13 protein-coding genes and 1 other RNA gene are annotated in these 13,941 nt (G+C 39.2%); 3 read left to right on the top strand and 11 right to left on the bottom strand.

The window, feature by feature from the left end:
- Positions 1 to 8: 8 nt before the first annotated feature.
- Both NSU02_RS04590 and NSU02_RS04585 read right to left on the bottom strand, forming a co-directional pair.
- Entirely contained in the window at positions 9 to 1,061 is a 1,053-nt protein-coding gene (locus tag NSU02_RS04590; protein WP_339194470.1) for an iron ABC transporter permease, read from the bottom strand.
- Entirely contained in the window at positions 1,058 to 2,059 is a 1,002-nt protein-coding gene (locus tag NSU02_RS04585; RefSeq protein WP_235600414.1) for an iron ABC transporter permease, read from the bottom strand. The genes NSU02_RS04590 and NSU02_RS04585 overlap by 4 nt, the downstream gene beginning before the upstream one ends.
- Positions 2,060 to 2,220: 161 nt before the next feature.
- On the opposite strand from NSU02_RS04585, the gene NSU02_RS04580 reads away from it, so the two are divergent.
- Positions 2,221 to 3,213 (top strand): iron-siderophore ABC transporter substrate-binding protein, encoded by a 993-nt coding sequence (locus NSU02_RS04580; protein ID WP_066249177.1) that lies wholly within the window; start codon positions 2,221 to 2,223, stop codon positions 3,211 to 3,213.
- A gap of 514 nt (positions 3,214 to 3,727) precedes the next feature.
- On the opposite strand, the gene NSU02_RS04575 is transcribed toward NSU02_RS04580, so the two are convergent.
- From NSU02_RS04575 to NSU02_RS04565, 3 genes are all read right to left on the bottom strand, one after another.
- Positions 3,728 to 4,489, bottom strand: coding sequence for a FixH family protein (locus NSU02_RS04575; protein WP_130156801.1), 762 nt, complete (start codon positions 4,487 to 4,489; stop codon positions 3,728 to 3,730).
- Positions 4,490 to 5,078: 589 nt separating this feature from the next.
- Positions 5,079 to 6,458: a class II fumarate hydratase gene (gene fumC / locus NSU02_RS04570; protein ID WP_130156803.1), complete on the bottom strand. Its 1,380-nt coding sequence runs from the start codon at positions 6,456 to 6,458 to the stop codon at positions 5,079 to 5,081.
- 143 nt (positions 6,459 to 6,601) lie between these two features.
- The gene (locus NSU02_RS04565) at positions 6,602 to 6,919 is read right to left on the bottom strand and encodes a MerR family transcriptional regulator (RefSeq protein ID WP_063386951.1); all 318 of its coding nucleotides are present in this window, start codon (positions 6,917 to 6,919) and stop codon (positions 6,602 to 6,604) included.
- Positions 6,920 to 7,134: 215 nt separating this feature from the next.
- On the opposite strand from NSU02_RS04565, the gene purU reads away from it, so the two are divergent.
- Positions 7,135 to 8,034 (top strand): formyltetrahydrofolate deformylase, encoded by a 900-nt coding sequence (gene purU / locus NSU02_RS04560; RefSeq protein ID WP_339194467.1) that lies wholly within the window; start codon positions 7,135 to 7,137, stop codon positions 8,032 to 8,034.
- A gap of 95 nt (positions 8,035 to 8,129) precedes the next feature.
- Entirely contained in the window at positions 8,130 to 8,402 is a 273-nt protein-coding gene (locus NSU02_RS04555; RefSeq protein ID WP_232515686.1) for a phosphoethanolamine transferase CptA, read from the top strand.
- A 414-nt stretch (positions 8,403 to 8,816) separates the two neighbouring features.
- On the opposite strand, the gene ssrA is transcribed toward NSU02_RS04555, so the two are convergent.
- The 6 genes from ssrA to NSU02_RS04525 form a co-directional block, all read right to left on the bottom strand.
- Positions 8,817 to 9,147, bottom strand: a transfer-messenger RNA (tmRNA) gene (ssrA, locus tag NSU02_RS04550).
- A 109-nt stretch (positions 9,148 to 9,256) separates the two neighbouring features.
- Positions 9,257 to 9,730, bottom strand: a complete 474-nt coding sequence (gene smpB / locus NSU02_RS04545; RefSeq protein ID WP_063386953.1) for an SsrA-binding protein SmpB — start codon at positions 9,728 to 9,730, stop codon at positions 9,257 to 9,259.
- A gap of 135 nt (positions 9,731 to 9,865) precedes the next feature.
- Positions 9,866 to 12,148: a ribonuclease R gene (rnr, locus tag NSU02_RS04540; protein ID WP_066249291.1), complete on the bottom strand. Its 2,283-nt coding sequence runs from the start codon at positions 12,146 to 12,148 to the stop codon at positions 9,866 to 9,868.
- Positions 12,149 to 12,178: 30 nt separating this feature from the next.
- On the bottom strand, positions 12,179 to 12,925 hold the full coding sequence (locus tag NSU02_RS04535) for a carboxylesterase (protein WP_066249166.1): 747 nt from the start codon (positions 12,923 to 12,925) through the stop codon (positions 12,179 to 12,181).
- Between the two features lie 154 nt (positions 12,926 to 13,079).
- Positions 13,080 to 13,313 (bottom strand): preprotein translocase subunit SecG, encoded by a 234-nt coding sequence (secG, locus tag NSU02_RS04530; RefSeq protein WP_063386955.1) that lies wholly within the window; start codon positions 13,311 to 13,313, stop codon positions 13,080 to 13,082.
- Positions 13,314 to 13,445: 132 nt separating this feature from the next.
- On the bottom strand, positions 13,446 to 13,856 hold the full coding sequence (locus tag NSU02_RS04525; protein ID WP_066249163.1) for a YjdF family protein: 411 nt from the start codon (positions 13,854 to 13,856) through the stop codon (positions 13,446 to 13,448).
- Positions 13,857 to 13,941: the final 85 nt, after the last annotated feature.

Genomic DNA, 13,941 nt, shown 5'->3' with positions numbered 1-13,941 from the left:
ATCACCTCCTAAATATTTCTGTGCTTCATTAACAAGTAAATAAAATAAGGAGCCCCGATCGCTGAAGTAAACACACCAGCTGGAATTTCATGCGGCAAAAAGATTGTTTTTCCCAATAAATCAGAAAGCATAACAATGAGTGCCCCGACAAAGGCTGAAATCGGCAGCATCAAACCAAAGCTTGAACCGACAAGCTTTCTTGCAATGTGAGGAGCAATAAGACCTACAAACCCTATCCCTCCTCCAAAAGCGACAGCAACAGCAGTCAAAGCGGTTCCTAGAAATAAGAGGAAAAAGCGGGTTAATTGTACCCGGTTTCCCATACCGATTGCGATCTCATCGCCAAAACTTTGAATATTGATCGTTCTTACAGTAACAACCGTTATCAAGAGAAGAATGATAGTTGCTGGAAACAAAATCTTTACTTGAGACCAGTTTGCCGCATAAACTGAGCCGGTTATCCAAATATTTGCTTGGGATGCTTGGTAAATAGGCCCTTTTATCATTAACAAAGTCGTTAATGCTTTAGTTAAAAAGGAGATTCCAATGCCGACCAACACAAGCCTGATGGCAGTCACACCGTTTTTCCACGACAATAAATAAACACAAATGCCTGTAACGGCTGCTCCTATGAAAGCTGCCAAAGGCATCCAATGAATGCTTACAGTTAAAGAATGATTCTTATCGGAAAACAGCATTAAAAATAGTACAACCGCTGCCGAAGCACCGCCGGTAATTCCGATAATGTCAGGGGATGCTAAAGGGTTTCGAACTAAATTTTGCAAAATTCCGCCCGCAACAGCCAAACACATGCCGACCAAAAGGGAAATAAGAATTCTCGGAAGCCTAAATTGTTTAATAACAAGCTCGTTCGTTCCATCCCCTATTCCAAAAATTGTTTGAAAAACTTGGGCAGGGCTGATCATCACTTCGCCTACACTTGCACTGACAAGGATTACGAAAAACGCCGCAAGAAAGAAAACGAACGAAAGGAAAAAGGCTTTTTTATCAATTAAAAATGAAATGACATTTCCGATCCGAAGCGAAACATATTTTTTCATGATGCACGAACCCCCTTCCTTGCAATATAAACAAAAAATGGGGTTCCAATTATCGCCGTCATGACCCCTACAGGGACTTCTTCAGGCATGACAATGAAACGGGCGCCAATATCTGCTGCAACTAGCAAAATCCCACCAAATACTGCACAGAACGGCAAAATCCATCTGTAATCATTTCCGGCCACATACTTTGCAATATGGGGCACGACTACGCCGATGAATGCAATAGGACCAGCCGCCGCAACTGCACCGCCCGCAAAAAATATGACAGCACAGGCTGCAAAAAACTTCACTGTTCCTACTTTTAGTCCTAAACTTTTCGCCACTTCTTCTCCCATTACTAAGACGTTTAATTTAGAGGCGATAAATGTACAAATAACTAATCCAATCAAAATATATGGAAGAACAGCTGTCATTACCTCCATTTTGCGGCCTTGCACAGATCCTGCAAGCCAAAATAATACTTGATCCAACGCTGCTTCATTTAAAACTAACAAACCTTGCGTAAGGGAAGAAAAAAGTGCCGCAACGGCCGCTCCTGCCAAAGTAAGCTTTACAGGCGTCAATCCATCACTACCCAATGAGCTGATCATGTACACAAGCATGGCAGCAAAAGCTGCGCCTGCAAAAGCAATCCAAGTAAACGCTTGTAAGCTGTTTACAGAAAATAAGGAAAAAGCTAGAACAATAAAAAATCCTGCACCGGCATTGATGCCAAAAACGCTTGGCGATGCAAGAGGATTTTTCGTAATAGCTTGCATCAATGCACCGGATAAAGCAAGACAAGCGCCGACTACACTCGCTATGACGGATCGAGGAAGTCGAACATTTTGTATAATAATATGTTCATTGGAACCATTAAAATGAAAAAAAGCATCCCAAGCCATCTTCCAGCTTGTATCCGTATATCCATATACAATACTTGCACACATGCAGAATAATAGAAGCAAAAAGGAAAGAAAAAGTAAGATTGCTTTACGATTACTAGATAATGACAACTTCACGTCTCTCCTAACAAGTCGAACTTCTGAACCAATTGTACCAAATCATTTTGAATGTGAAAATCATTTTCAATTAATTATTGACTTTTTATTTCTCACTGATTACTATTATTAAGGAATTGAAAATCATTTTCAACTACATTTTAGGGGGTTACATAATGAAAAAAATATCAAAATTATTATTTTCCATCGTTGCCATACTCATGCTGGCAGTAATTGCTGCTTGCGGCAACGGGGACAGTAAAGAAGCTTCAAAAGAAAAGAAAGAAAGCTCAACTGAAAGTCAATCATACAAAGTTGAGCATGCAATGGGAACAGCTGAAATTCCAAAAAAACCTGAACGTGTCGTCGTATTAACGAATGAAGGAACCGAAGCGCTTTTAGCAATGGGATTAAAACCAGTCGGAGCCGTTCAATCTTGGCTTGGCGATCCTTGGTACGATCATATTAAAGATGAAATGAAAGACGTTGAAGTCGTTGGTACAGAAAGTGAAGTCAATGTTGAAAAAATTGCAGCTCTTCAGCCTGACTTGATTATAGGCAATAAGCTTCGCCAAGAAGCAATCTACGACAAGCTCAATCAAATAGCGCCAACAGTTTTTTCGGAAACATTAAGAGGCGACTGGCAGGAAAACTTTAAGCTATATGCAAAAGCCATCGATCGTGAAGAAGAAGGACAAAAAGTATTAGATGATTTTAATAATCATGTAGAAGAAGTAAAACAAAAATTAGGAGATCAAGTGAATCAAGAAGTTTCAGTTGTTCGTTTCATGGCTGGTGTAACGAGAATATATTGGAAAGATTCATTTTCTGGTGTGATTTTCGATCAAATTGGATTTAAACGTCCTGCTCAGCAAGAAAAATTGTTTACAGATGCAAATAAATTAGGAGATTTGGCAGTTGAAGTCGGAAAAGAACAAATTCCGGAAATGGACGGTGACATCATCTTCTATTTCACCTATGCACCGCAAGGAGACAAAGAAGCTTTGCAAGCAGAAAAAGAATGGACAAACGATCCACTTTGGAAAAACTTAAATGCTGTTAAAAACGGAAAAGCTTACAAAGTTGACGACGCTATTTGGAACACAGCCGGCGGTGTGCTTGCTGCAAACCATATGCTGGACGACTTAGAAAAATTGTTAACTCAATAAAATTGAGATGGTCGAAAAGATAATTTTTTCTTACCTTGAAAATAAGCAATATGAATAAAGCCAAAGCAACCTTACTTCAAAATTCATTGGAGTAAGGTTGTTCAGCTTTTATGCACTTTTGTTTCGTTTAACTAAATTTTCGCTTTATTTTGGTTTATAAGACTACTTTGCATTTGTTATTTAACTTATGTTCGAACAAGTTATACTGGACGAATCTTCATTCATTTATAAAAAGGAATTCTTTTTCGTATTCAATGCCAATCAATTATTTCGTTTAAAATTCTTTTGCCATACATTCTCTTTTTAAGGGAAGGGCGGCTTTTCATGTTTTTAATTAATCTATTCATACGTATCGACGTTACGTGCTTCGAACATATCTGGTTCCTGCCGTTCAATTAGTTCGCCACGACTTAATTGATTTCTTTCCCCGCTCTTATTTTTGTCCATACATATACACTTTTTCAGCGATTCTTTCTCAATTCTTTTCTACCATAAACAATATCCATTCCGATCTTTATTTTTGAACCGTTACCTTCTTCGTGACATGCTCATGTAGTCCTTCATCATTGTTGACATGAACTTGGATTTGATAAGTTCCTGAGGAAGAAAATGTATATTTCGCTTCATAAGTACCTTTCTCGTCTCCTGCAGCATCTACCCAATCATGCTTATCAGAACCGTCCTTCCAAATTTCATAACGGACGTTTGCGTTTAGCAACGGAGCGTTTTCTGCTTGAATTTTTGTTTGAATCAATGTTTCCGCATTCGCCTTTACATTTGTCGGCAGCTCCAATTGGATGTCTACAGATCCTTGAGAATGTTCATGAGTATGATTTGCGGTTTCTTCGTTTTCTCCCGTTGAAGCTCCACCTTTATGTAGTTCACCAATCACAATTTGTTTTTTGGGCATATTATGCTGATTTTTCGCCGTAACGTGTGATTGAACAAAAAAAACTCCATTTTCATCAAATGTGTGTTCAATCGTATATTGGCCGTCTTTTTCATGTTTTGCTTCTATCATTTTACTTTCTTCTTTTTCTCCTTCTTTCCATATTTCAAATTTTACTTCATCAGCATCTTCAACCGCTTCTCCTCCGTAGCTCACTTCAGCAGTCAACGAAACTTTTTCATGAATATTCGCATGGTCTGGCACTTTCAAATTGACTTCGAGCGGATGAACTTCGGCACTTTCTCCGCTGTTCTCTTGTTTCGTTTCATTTTGACCGCAAGCTGCAAGAAGGAAAACGGCGGCAAGCAATATAATGATTTTTTTCACAATAAATCTCCTTTCCTCAATAAAAATTAATTGAGAACTATTAAATAAAGAATAAATTTAATACATACATATTGCAACATTGCAAAGGTGAATATTTTGTGTAGGATTCATGAAATTTTTATGTGGAGGATAATGGTTTTTGCACCTGGCAGCATTGAATATAAATAAGAAAACCGGACGCACAAATTGAACATATCCCGATCAAAGATCAAATAGACAGTATTAAAAATTCCCCCTTATTCAGCGGCTTACAGAATAGTTGTAGAAGGAATCACTGTTAAAGAAATCATCTGACAATTCCTCCCCATATAACTCAGTAGGTCTGTAAGCTGAAGAAAGAAGCACTGTCTTCGAAGATATTTTTTAACTGCTAAGAGTTTAAACTCAACTGAATAGTTTATTTTCTTGCCATAAAAAATCACCTCTTAAAGCAGTGTTGACCAAATAGGGATTTTTCAACATCTACTTTAAGGGGTGCAGTTCATAGACAGTATAGGTTTTTTTCTTTCTATCTAGACAAGAGGGATCGTATCAAGTAGTGAGTATCGGTATATATTTTCATCTCCCAGCAAAAATTCAATGTTTTCTGTTACACCATTTTCTCCGGCTGGACAATGCGGTCAAATTCTTCGGCTGACAGAAGGTTCAGTTGAACAGCTGCCTCCTTTAAAGTCAATCGTTTTTCATATGCAAGCTTTGCAATTTTCGCTGCATTTTCGTATCCAATATGAGGATTTAAAGCAGTTACGAGCATGAGCGAGTCTTGTACATATTTATCAATCACTTCTTTGTTTGCTTCAATTCCCACAGCACAGCGGTCGTTGAAGGAAATTATACTATCCGATAAAAGCCGGATCGATTGTAAAAAGTTATAAATAATAACCGGTTTGAAAACATTTAATTCAAAATTTCCTTGGCTTGCAGCAAAACCGATCGCTGCATCATTTCCCATGACTTGGACTGCTACCATCGTTAATGCTTCGCTTTGCGTCGGATTCACTTTTCCCGGCATAATGGAGCTTCCGGGCTCATTTGCTGGTATCGTGATCTCGCCAATTCCGCATCTTGGACCGCTTGCCAGCCATCTAACATCATTTGCAATTTTCATAAGATCAGCTGCCAAGGCTTTTAGCGCTCCGTGTGCATGAACGATTTCATCATGGCTAGTTAGCGCATGGAATTTGTTTTCAGAGGAACGGAATGATTCATTCGTTTGCTTGCTTATTTCATCTGCAACAAGCTGTCCAAACTGAGGATCCGTATTAATTCCTGTTCCGACTGCTGTTCCGCCGATCGCCAAATCTCTCAAGTTATCCATTGCTTCGACAATCATTTTTCTGCTTTTTCTCAGCATATGTACCCATCCGCTGATTTCCTGTCCAAGCGTGAGCGGTGTTGCATCCTGCAAGTGGGTGCGGCCAATTTTCACAAGATTCTCAAACTGCTTAGATTTCTTATCGAGCGTCTCTGTCAACAAATCAATTGCCGGCAACAGCTTGTTTTTTATCGCTATGACACCAGCAATATGCATTGCTGTAGGGAATGTGTCGTTTGAGCTTTGTCCCATATTCACATCATCATTTGGATGAATTTTTAATGATTCAAACCCATTTTCTTTCAAGTATTCATTTCCTTTAAACGAAATCACTTCATTGACATTCATGTTCGACTGCGTTCCGCTTCCGGTTTGCCATACTACGAGCGGGAAATGCTCATCAAGCTTTCCTTCTATAATTTCATCGCAAACATGAACGATCGCATCTTTTTTCTCTTTTGGCAGCTTTCCTAATTTTTCATTAACGATCGCTGCACCTCTTTTTAAAATGGCAAATGCACGAATGACTTCAATCGGCATCGTTTCAGTACCGATTTTAAAATTGTTTCTGCTCCGTTCCGTCTGTGCACCCCAGTAGCGGTCTTTGGGAACTTTTACTTCTCCCAGCGTATCTCTTTCTATACGATAGTCCATTTTCTTCTTCCTCCTTTTTAAATAATCATCTATTTTAAATATACCTCTAATATTTTGTTAAAAGCAAAAAAACTCTGATAATTTTTTATAAAAATGAAGAACTTTATTAAATCATAAAAAAAAGCGGTTTTAACCGCCCTGAACTATTGTTTTCTTATTTTGAAGTGTGCATTCAGCTGGCCTTGAATCATTTTTTTCTTATCTTCGAGCATTTTATCTCTTTCTTTTTTCAGCATTTCTTTTCTAATTTCAAACGTTTGAACGCCGTCTTCGATTTTATCTGCAATTTCCATTAATGTTTCAATATCTGAAAAGGAATATTTTCTCGTTCCTTGTTTCGTTCTTTCGGGAAAAATTAATTTTCTTTCTTCATAATATCGTATTTTTCTTGGTGATAGCCCTGTTAGTTCACTAACGATACCGATCGTAATGACTTTTTTATCCTTATATGATTCTGACATTGTTATACCTCCTTTTATAACGTTATTACGTTAAAATTTATAACATTTTCAACCATTAACTTTATTATACAATTTTTTTTCGTATTTTTTAATTTTTGTTGTAAGATTTTCTTACATTGAATACTTATAAATATTTTTTTCCTTGTTCAAATTGACAAGAAAGCAAACTATTAGTATCCTTTGTACAGATCACATTTGGGTTGGAGGAAAGGTTTATGTTACATACGAAACAAACGAATCTTGAATCTTTTTTACATCAATATAAAGATCGCGCACGTCTTCTTATTACATGCAACGACCAGCCAGGAATTGTTGCAAAAATTTCTAAAGTTTTATATGAACACGGCGCCAATATCGTCCAATCAGATCAATATTCAACAGATCCTTCAGGCGGCACTTTTTTTATGCGCGTTGAATTTGAATTACCGGATATAGAACGTAAAAAAGGCGAGCTTGAAAAAGACTTTGAGCCGATCGGAAAAGAATTGCAAATGAAATGGCAATTTTCATATATGAACCAATTAAAGCGAATGGCGATTTTCGTATCGAAACAAGATCATTGCCTTCTCGATCTTCTTTGGCGTTATCAATCAGGCGATTTTTTTTGCGAAATACCTTTGGTAATCAGCAACCATCCAGATTTGCGTGAACCAGTTGAATCGCTTGGAATTCCGTATTATTACATACCGGTCAATAAAGACAATAAGCCGGAAGCGGAAAAGCAGCAGCTTGAACTGTTGAAGAAATATAATATTGATTTCGTCGTTCTCGCCCGTTATATGCAAATTTTATCTCCAGATTTCATCAAGCATTACAGGCATCGAATTATTAATATTCATCATTCGTTCTTGCCTGCATTTGTCGGTGCAAGACCGTATGAGCGCGCATATGAACGCGGAGTCAAAATTATTGGAGCCACTTCCCATTATGTGACGGAAGATTTGGACGAAGGACCAATTATTGAACAAGGGGTTAAAGAGGTCAGCCATCGGTACAATGTTGAAGATTTAAAAAGGGTCGGAAGAACGATTGAACGCGACGTTCTCGCCCGCGCTGTACAATTGCATTTGGAAGACCGCGTGATTGTCCATGGAAACAAAACGATTGTCTTTTAATCAAAAAGCGCACTTGCTTTTCACAGCATGTGCGCTTTTTTTCAATAAGTGCTCTATTGATAAATTCAATTAACAAGGATGTGGCAAAAAAGAAAATGATGGTATACTTAAATACAAAAAATGCGGGATCATTTTTGAAAAAATATTTTGTTTTTATCATTCGTTTTCTATTGCTCTATACGGTATTTCAAATACTATCGGGTACTGTTTTAACTGCTTTTTACACGCCAAATTTTTCTGCCAAAACGGGCAGTCTTAGTCAAGAGGTAGTGTTCGGCGAGCCTTCTTCCATACCATTGCTTATATCATTGCTTATTGCTACAACAGCCTATTTTCTCGCTCAAAAAGTATTGAAAGCTGCACAATAATAAGAAAAAAAGGGCCTCAGCTTTGAACTGAAACCCTTTCCTTTAGCAAAGCATGTAAATAAAAGAAACCAGCATGTTTGCCGATTTCTTTTATTTCATTGTTAATTTTATAAAAATCACGGGAAACGTCTTTCTATAATGGAGACGGTGGGACGTGCTGATCCATGCTTTCGCAATGGCACTGACTATATCTTGAACCTAAACAGGTCCTCCGGCGTGTTATGCGAAATTTAGATTTGCCGTACGGCAGAATTTCGCATCCTAGTACTACCTTGAAGGCAGCCTATGAGTCGATACACGGCTGTTGGATTGCTCCACATACCGCTCGGTGTTGCCATATCGCAGAAACGACTTAGGTTTCACCGATTAAGCCGGATTTTCACTTGTGTGTTGCCACACAAGGCGACTATTTCCTAATCGAACCCACGTCCAGAGATATCGCCACTTAAGCATCTACGAGCGTATCCGACATATTTAACATTTCACTGTTCCTTAGCCTGTCGGCAGGCATCCGGACAGCTAGTCTGATTCGTCTCTTCCCTCTTCCTCAGACGGCGGAATCGGGCGTAGCCCACTTAAGTTGAACCCCTTTTCCTCCACATGGGCGATGGAAGAAAGGAGCCTTTAGCATTAAGCAGCTAAAGCGTAGTTGTTTTGTTTGCCAGTTATCTTTAGGCGACGTTGATGACGGAGACGATCCCTCCGGCTCGCAGCTTAAGCTCGATCTATCCCTGTCGAATCCAAAACGTCCCCGTTTTATTCGAGCTAGTGCTTGAGAAATATATTCAACTGGCAACGACATATATTATTATAACAAAAACAATATATTTTTCAATTGTCATTTATTGTTATCATTAATAGATCCCTTTTTGTTTTTGTTGAAATGCCCGTTCAATTTCTCTTTTCGCTTCTTTTCGTTTTAAATCCTCCCGCTTATCGTATTTCTTTTTCCCTTTTCCTAGCCCGATAAGCACTTTCGCAAATCCATTTTTAATGTAAAGCTTCAGCGGAACTAATGAATAGCCCTGTTCTTTTGTGGCCCCGATCAGCTTATTGATTTCTCTTCGATGCAAAAGAAGCTTTCTCGTTCTTAACGGCTCATGGTTGTATCGATTTCCCTGCTCATACGGGCTGATATGCATGTTATGAAGAAAAACTTCCCCTTTTTCCACTCTTGCGAACGCATCTTTTAAATTGGCGCGGCCGGCGCGAATCGATTTAATTTCTGTTCCCTGGAGGACGATCCCAGCTTCATACGTTTCTTCAATAAAATAGTCGTGGTGCGCCTTTTTATTTTGGGCAATCAGTTTCCCTTCTCCCTTTGACATTCTCTGTCACCCTTTCGTGAAAATTAGGGGTAAAGATAATTATAGCAAATGAACATTTTCGCCTCAATCAAGATTCTTTCTAAGTGAAATTTTGCTGTTTCAATAAGTTTGTTTTTTTAGACATCTGGCCTCGCTTTAACGCTTTTTCTTCTTCCGCTTCTTTTTCGATACGTTTTTATAAAACTTTTTCTTTTTTGATTTCGGCGGTCTCGTTGACCATTCTTCCTCTTCTTCCTGATGTTTGCTCTTAATCACCTTCACCGTTTCAGGCCGTGTTGATTTTTTTCGTTTTTTTCTCATACCGACAATTTCAAAATCGATGGATCGTTCCTCTTTATCAACATTCACAACGCGGACGGTAATTTCATCGCCGATGCGGTAAACATTTCCCGTTCTTTCGCCGATCATCGCATAATGACGTTCATCATAATGGTAGTAATCATCCGTCATATAGCTTACATGAACGAGACCTTCAACAGTATTCGGGAGCTCGACAAACATGCCGAAGTTTGTGACAGAACTGATGATTCCATCAAATTCTTCCCCAATCTTATCCAGCATAAATTCTGCTTTTTTCAAATCATCCGTTTCACGCTCCGCATCAACAGCTCGCCGTTCCATATTGGAAGAATGTTCTGCAATTTCCGGCAAAATTGATGCCCATTTCATCTGTGTCTTTTCGTCTATTTTCCCTTCAAGCAAATATTTGCGAATGAGTCGATGAACTATCAAATCAGGATAACGGCGAATCGGGGAAGTAAAATGGGTGTAAAATTCGGTCGACAATCCGAAATGCCCGACGCTTTCCGGATGATATTTCGCTTGCTTCATAGACCGAAGCATGACAGTTGAAATCACCATTTCTTCAGGTTTTCCCCGTACTTCATCTAAAATTTGCTGCAAAGCGCGCGGATGAATATTGTTTCCTGTCCCCTTCACGACATAACCAAAATTTGTAATAAACTCCAAGAAACGTCTTAGTTTTTCCTCATTCGGTTTTTCGTGAATTCGATATATAAACGGTACATTTAACCAGTGAAAATGTTCTGCTACTGTTTCATTTGCAAGCAGCATAAATTCTTCAATTAACCGTTCCGCTACAGATCGTTCCCGAATAATGACATCATACGGTTTGCCTTTCTCATCCACCAAAACTTTCGCTTCCTTAAAATCAAAATCGATAGCTCCGCGCAGCATTCTTTTTTTCCGTAAAATCGACGCAAGCTCAGCCATATCCTCCAGCATGGGGACAATTTCTTGATATTTTTCCCGAAGCTGTTCATCCTTTTCAATCAAAATTTTATTGACATTTGAATAAGTCATCCGCTCAGCGGAGCGAATAATACTTTGAAAAATATCATGCTGAACTACGTTCCCATATTCATCCACAATCATTTCGCACGATAATGTCAGACGATCCACCTTCGGATTCAGCGAACAAATTCCGTTTGATAAACGATGCGGTATCATCGGAATGACGCGATCAACTAAATATACGCTTGTCCCGCGTGCAAATGCCTCTCTGTCAATCGGAGTTCCTTCTTTTACATAATAACTGACATCTGCGATATGCACGCCAAGCTTATAGCAGCCGTTATTTAACTTTGTTACTGTTACGGCATCATCCAAATCTTTTGCATCTTCACCATCAATGGTAATGATTAATTCGTTGCGAAGGTCTCGTCTGTTCTTGATTTCCTCGCTCTTAATCTCATCAGGTGTTTCGTTTGCTTGCTTTAATACATCATCTGGAAAGCTCAATGGCAGCTGATGCTTATGAATGATTGATAAAATATCGACGCCAGGATCATTTTTATGGCCTAAAATTTGTACGACTTCTCCTTCTGCACTCATTCGTCCTTCAGGATATGACGTGAGTCGGACAATTACTTTATGACCTTCAACTGCCCCATTTGATGCATTTTTCGGAATAAAAATGTCGTTGACAATCTTTTTGTCGTCAGGTATGACAAATCCGAAGTTTTTGCTTTCCGTATATGTTCCGACAATTTCCGTTATTCCTCTTTCCAAAATGCGTATGACCGTGCCTTCCTGTCTCGCCCCGCTTGTTTTCGGGCTTAGCCGCACAAGAACTTTGTCTCCATGCATCGCATGATTCAGCTCGCCGGGCGGAATGAACACGTCATCAAAACCTGGTTCATCCGGTTCAACGAAAGCAAATCCGCGGGCATGTCCGACCAGTGTTCCGCGGATCAAATTCATTTTTTCTGGAACACCGTATCGATTTGCTCTCGTCCGCACAATGAGGCCTTTTTCTTCCATCTTATTTAAAGTAATAATCAGCTTTTTAAATTCGTCTGCGTCCTCTAGCTGAAAAGCTTCTTCTAATTCCTCCACAGTCAAAGGTTTATAAGCCTCTTCCTTCATAAAAGAAAGAAGCCTTTCAGCTAATTGCATATCGGGTTCTGCCAATACGATAACCTCCTTTTACTCCTGCCAATCAAGGCTCTCTAAAAATTCATAGACGTCCTGATGCAGTTCATCTCGCTGCTTGTCAAGCGTAATAACATGCGACGATTCTTCATACCATTTGATTTTTTTTATATTTGAGCTTACTTCGTTATAAATAATATTTGCACTATCCGGATTGATCATTTCATCGTGCCGCGCCTGAACCACAAATGTCGGGGCATAAATCATATCGACATTTTCTCTCACATCAGAAATCAAACGCTGCAGAGCTTTCAACGTTTTCATTGGTGTTTTTTGAAACTCTTCCATTTCCGCCTCAATCTGTTCTTCCGGCTTTCCTTCAAATTGTTTATATTTGCGGGCATATTTTAAAATCCCTTTATACATCGTTTCTTCGCTTTTAATATACATCGGGGCGCACATTGGAATAATTCCTTTTACAGGTACAGTGTATCCCAGTTTTAAAGAAAAAACTCCTCCAAGAGACAAACCGGCAACTGCAATTTCTTTAAAACCTAAGTCTTTCAGATGTTCGTAGCCGCCCATCACATCTTGCCACCAGTCATCGGGACCGGTATGAACCAATTCTTCCGGAGGAACCCCATGGCCTTTATATTGAGGGGCATGACAAGTATACCCTTTATCTTGCAAAAAACGCCCAAGTATCCGCACATCTGCTGAATTTCCAGTAAAGCCGTGAAGCAGCAGTACAGCACGATTCCCACCTTCAAACGTAAAAGGTTTTGGCGGTAAAACTTTCATTTTAAAATCTCCTTCTCTTTTTAAATTCTTTATTTTTTACAACGAATTGTAGTATGAAAAAAGTTTAAATTCCATTATATACCAAAAACATTATTCATTCAACAGCTTTATTTTCCCATAGAAAAAAGGCCTGTTTGACAGACCTTTCTAGCTATTATAATCCAAACCATGAAACAGCAATTGCTAAAACAAAAAATAACACAGAAAGAACGATTGTAATACGATGTAAGATTAAATCTATTCCACGCGCTTTTTGCTTCCCAAAAAGCTGTTCAGCACCGCCGGAAATGGCTCCAGATAATCCAGCACTTTTTCCAGACTGCAGTATCACCACAGCGATCAGCGCAATAGATACAATTGCTAATAGTATGACAAGCAGAGTATGCATGTCCACTCCACCTCCTAAAAAAACGCACATTACAATAGTTTTAATGTATCATAAATTGGTTCATTACACAATAGCGTATCCATTCAGAAAATACGAAAGCGGATGTCTTGAAGCAAGACATCCAACTCTGTATTACCTTCCACGATGTTTTGCCTTCGCTTTTAAACGCTTTAACTCTCTTTTTCGCTTGATGAGAGCTTCGCGCAGCTCCTTGCGCAAAACTTTTCTCTCTTTTTTACGATGCTCCAATTCTAGCTGAAGGGCTGTTTGTGCATATGTGGAAAGCGGCCTTGTTTTCATTTCCTTTGCAGCTTCACGTTGCAGTCGCTTCGGATTTTTGCGCTTTTTCATTTCAAGCGGCACGGCGGTTGTTGTGCGGCACTTGTGCAGTAACGATAGCATCGGACCATTCACAAATGCCAAAACTTCATCATCTTTTGGCTCTGAACCAAATACGTAGCGAACCGCTTTTATAGCTTCACCTTCCTTTTGCTCAACCACACCGATCCAGAATTGTCCATCGTAAAAAACCGTCAACTTCATGAAAGGTCCCTCCTTGTAAAACGTAACGACAGCGATGGACATCCCAAGGAGGGGAAGGATACTGACACTCTTTCGGAGTGCGCCC

This window comes from Aeribacillus sp. FSL W8-0870, from assembly GCF_037963755.1.
Taxonomy (GTDB): Bacteria; Bacillota; Bacilli; order Bacillales; family Aeribacillaceae; genus Aeribacillus; species Aeribacillus composti.
Note: the sequence above shows the minus strand (reverse complement) of the source record. Positions and strands in the feature narration are given on the sequence as shown.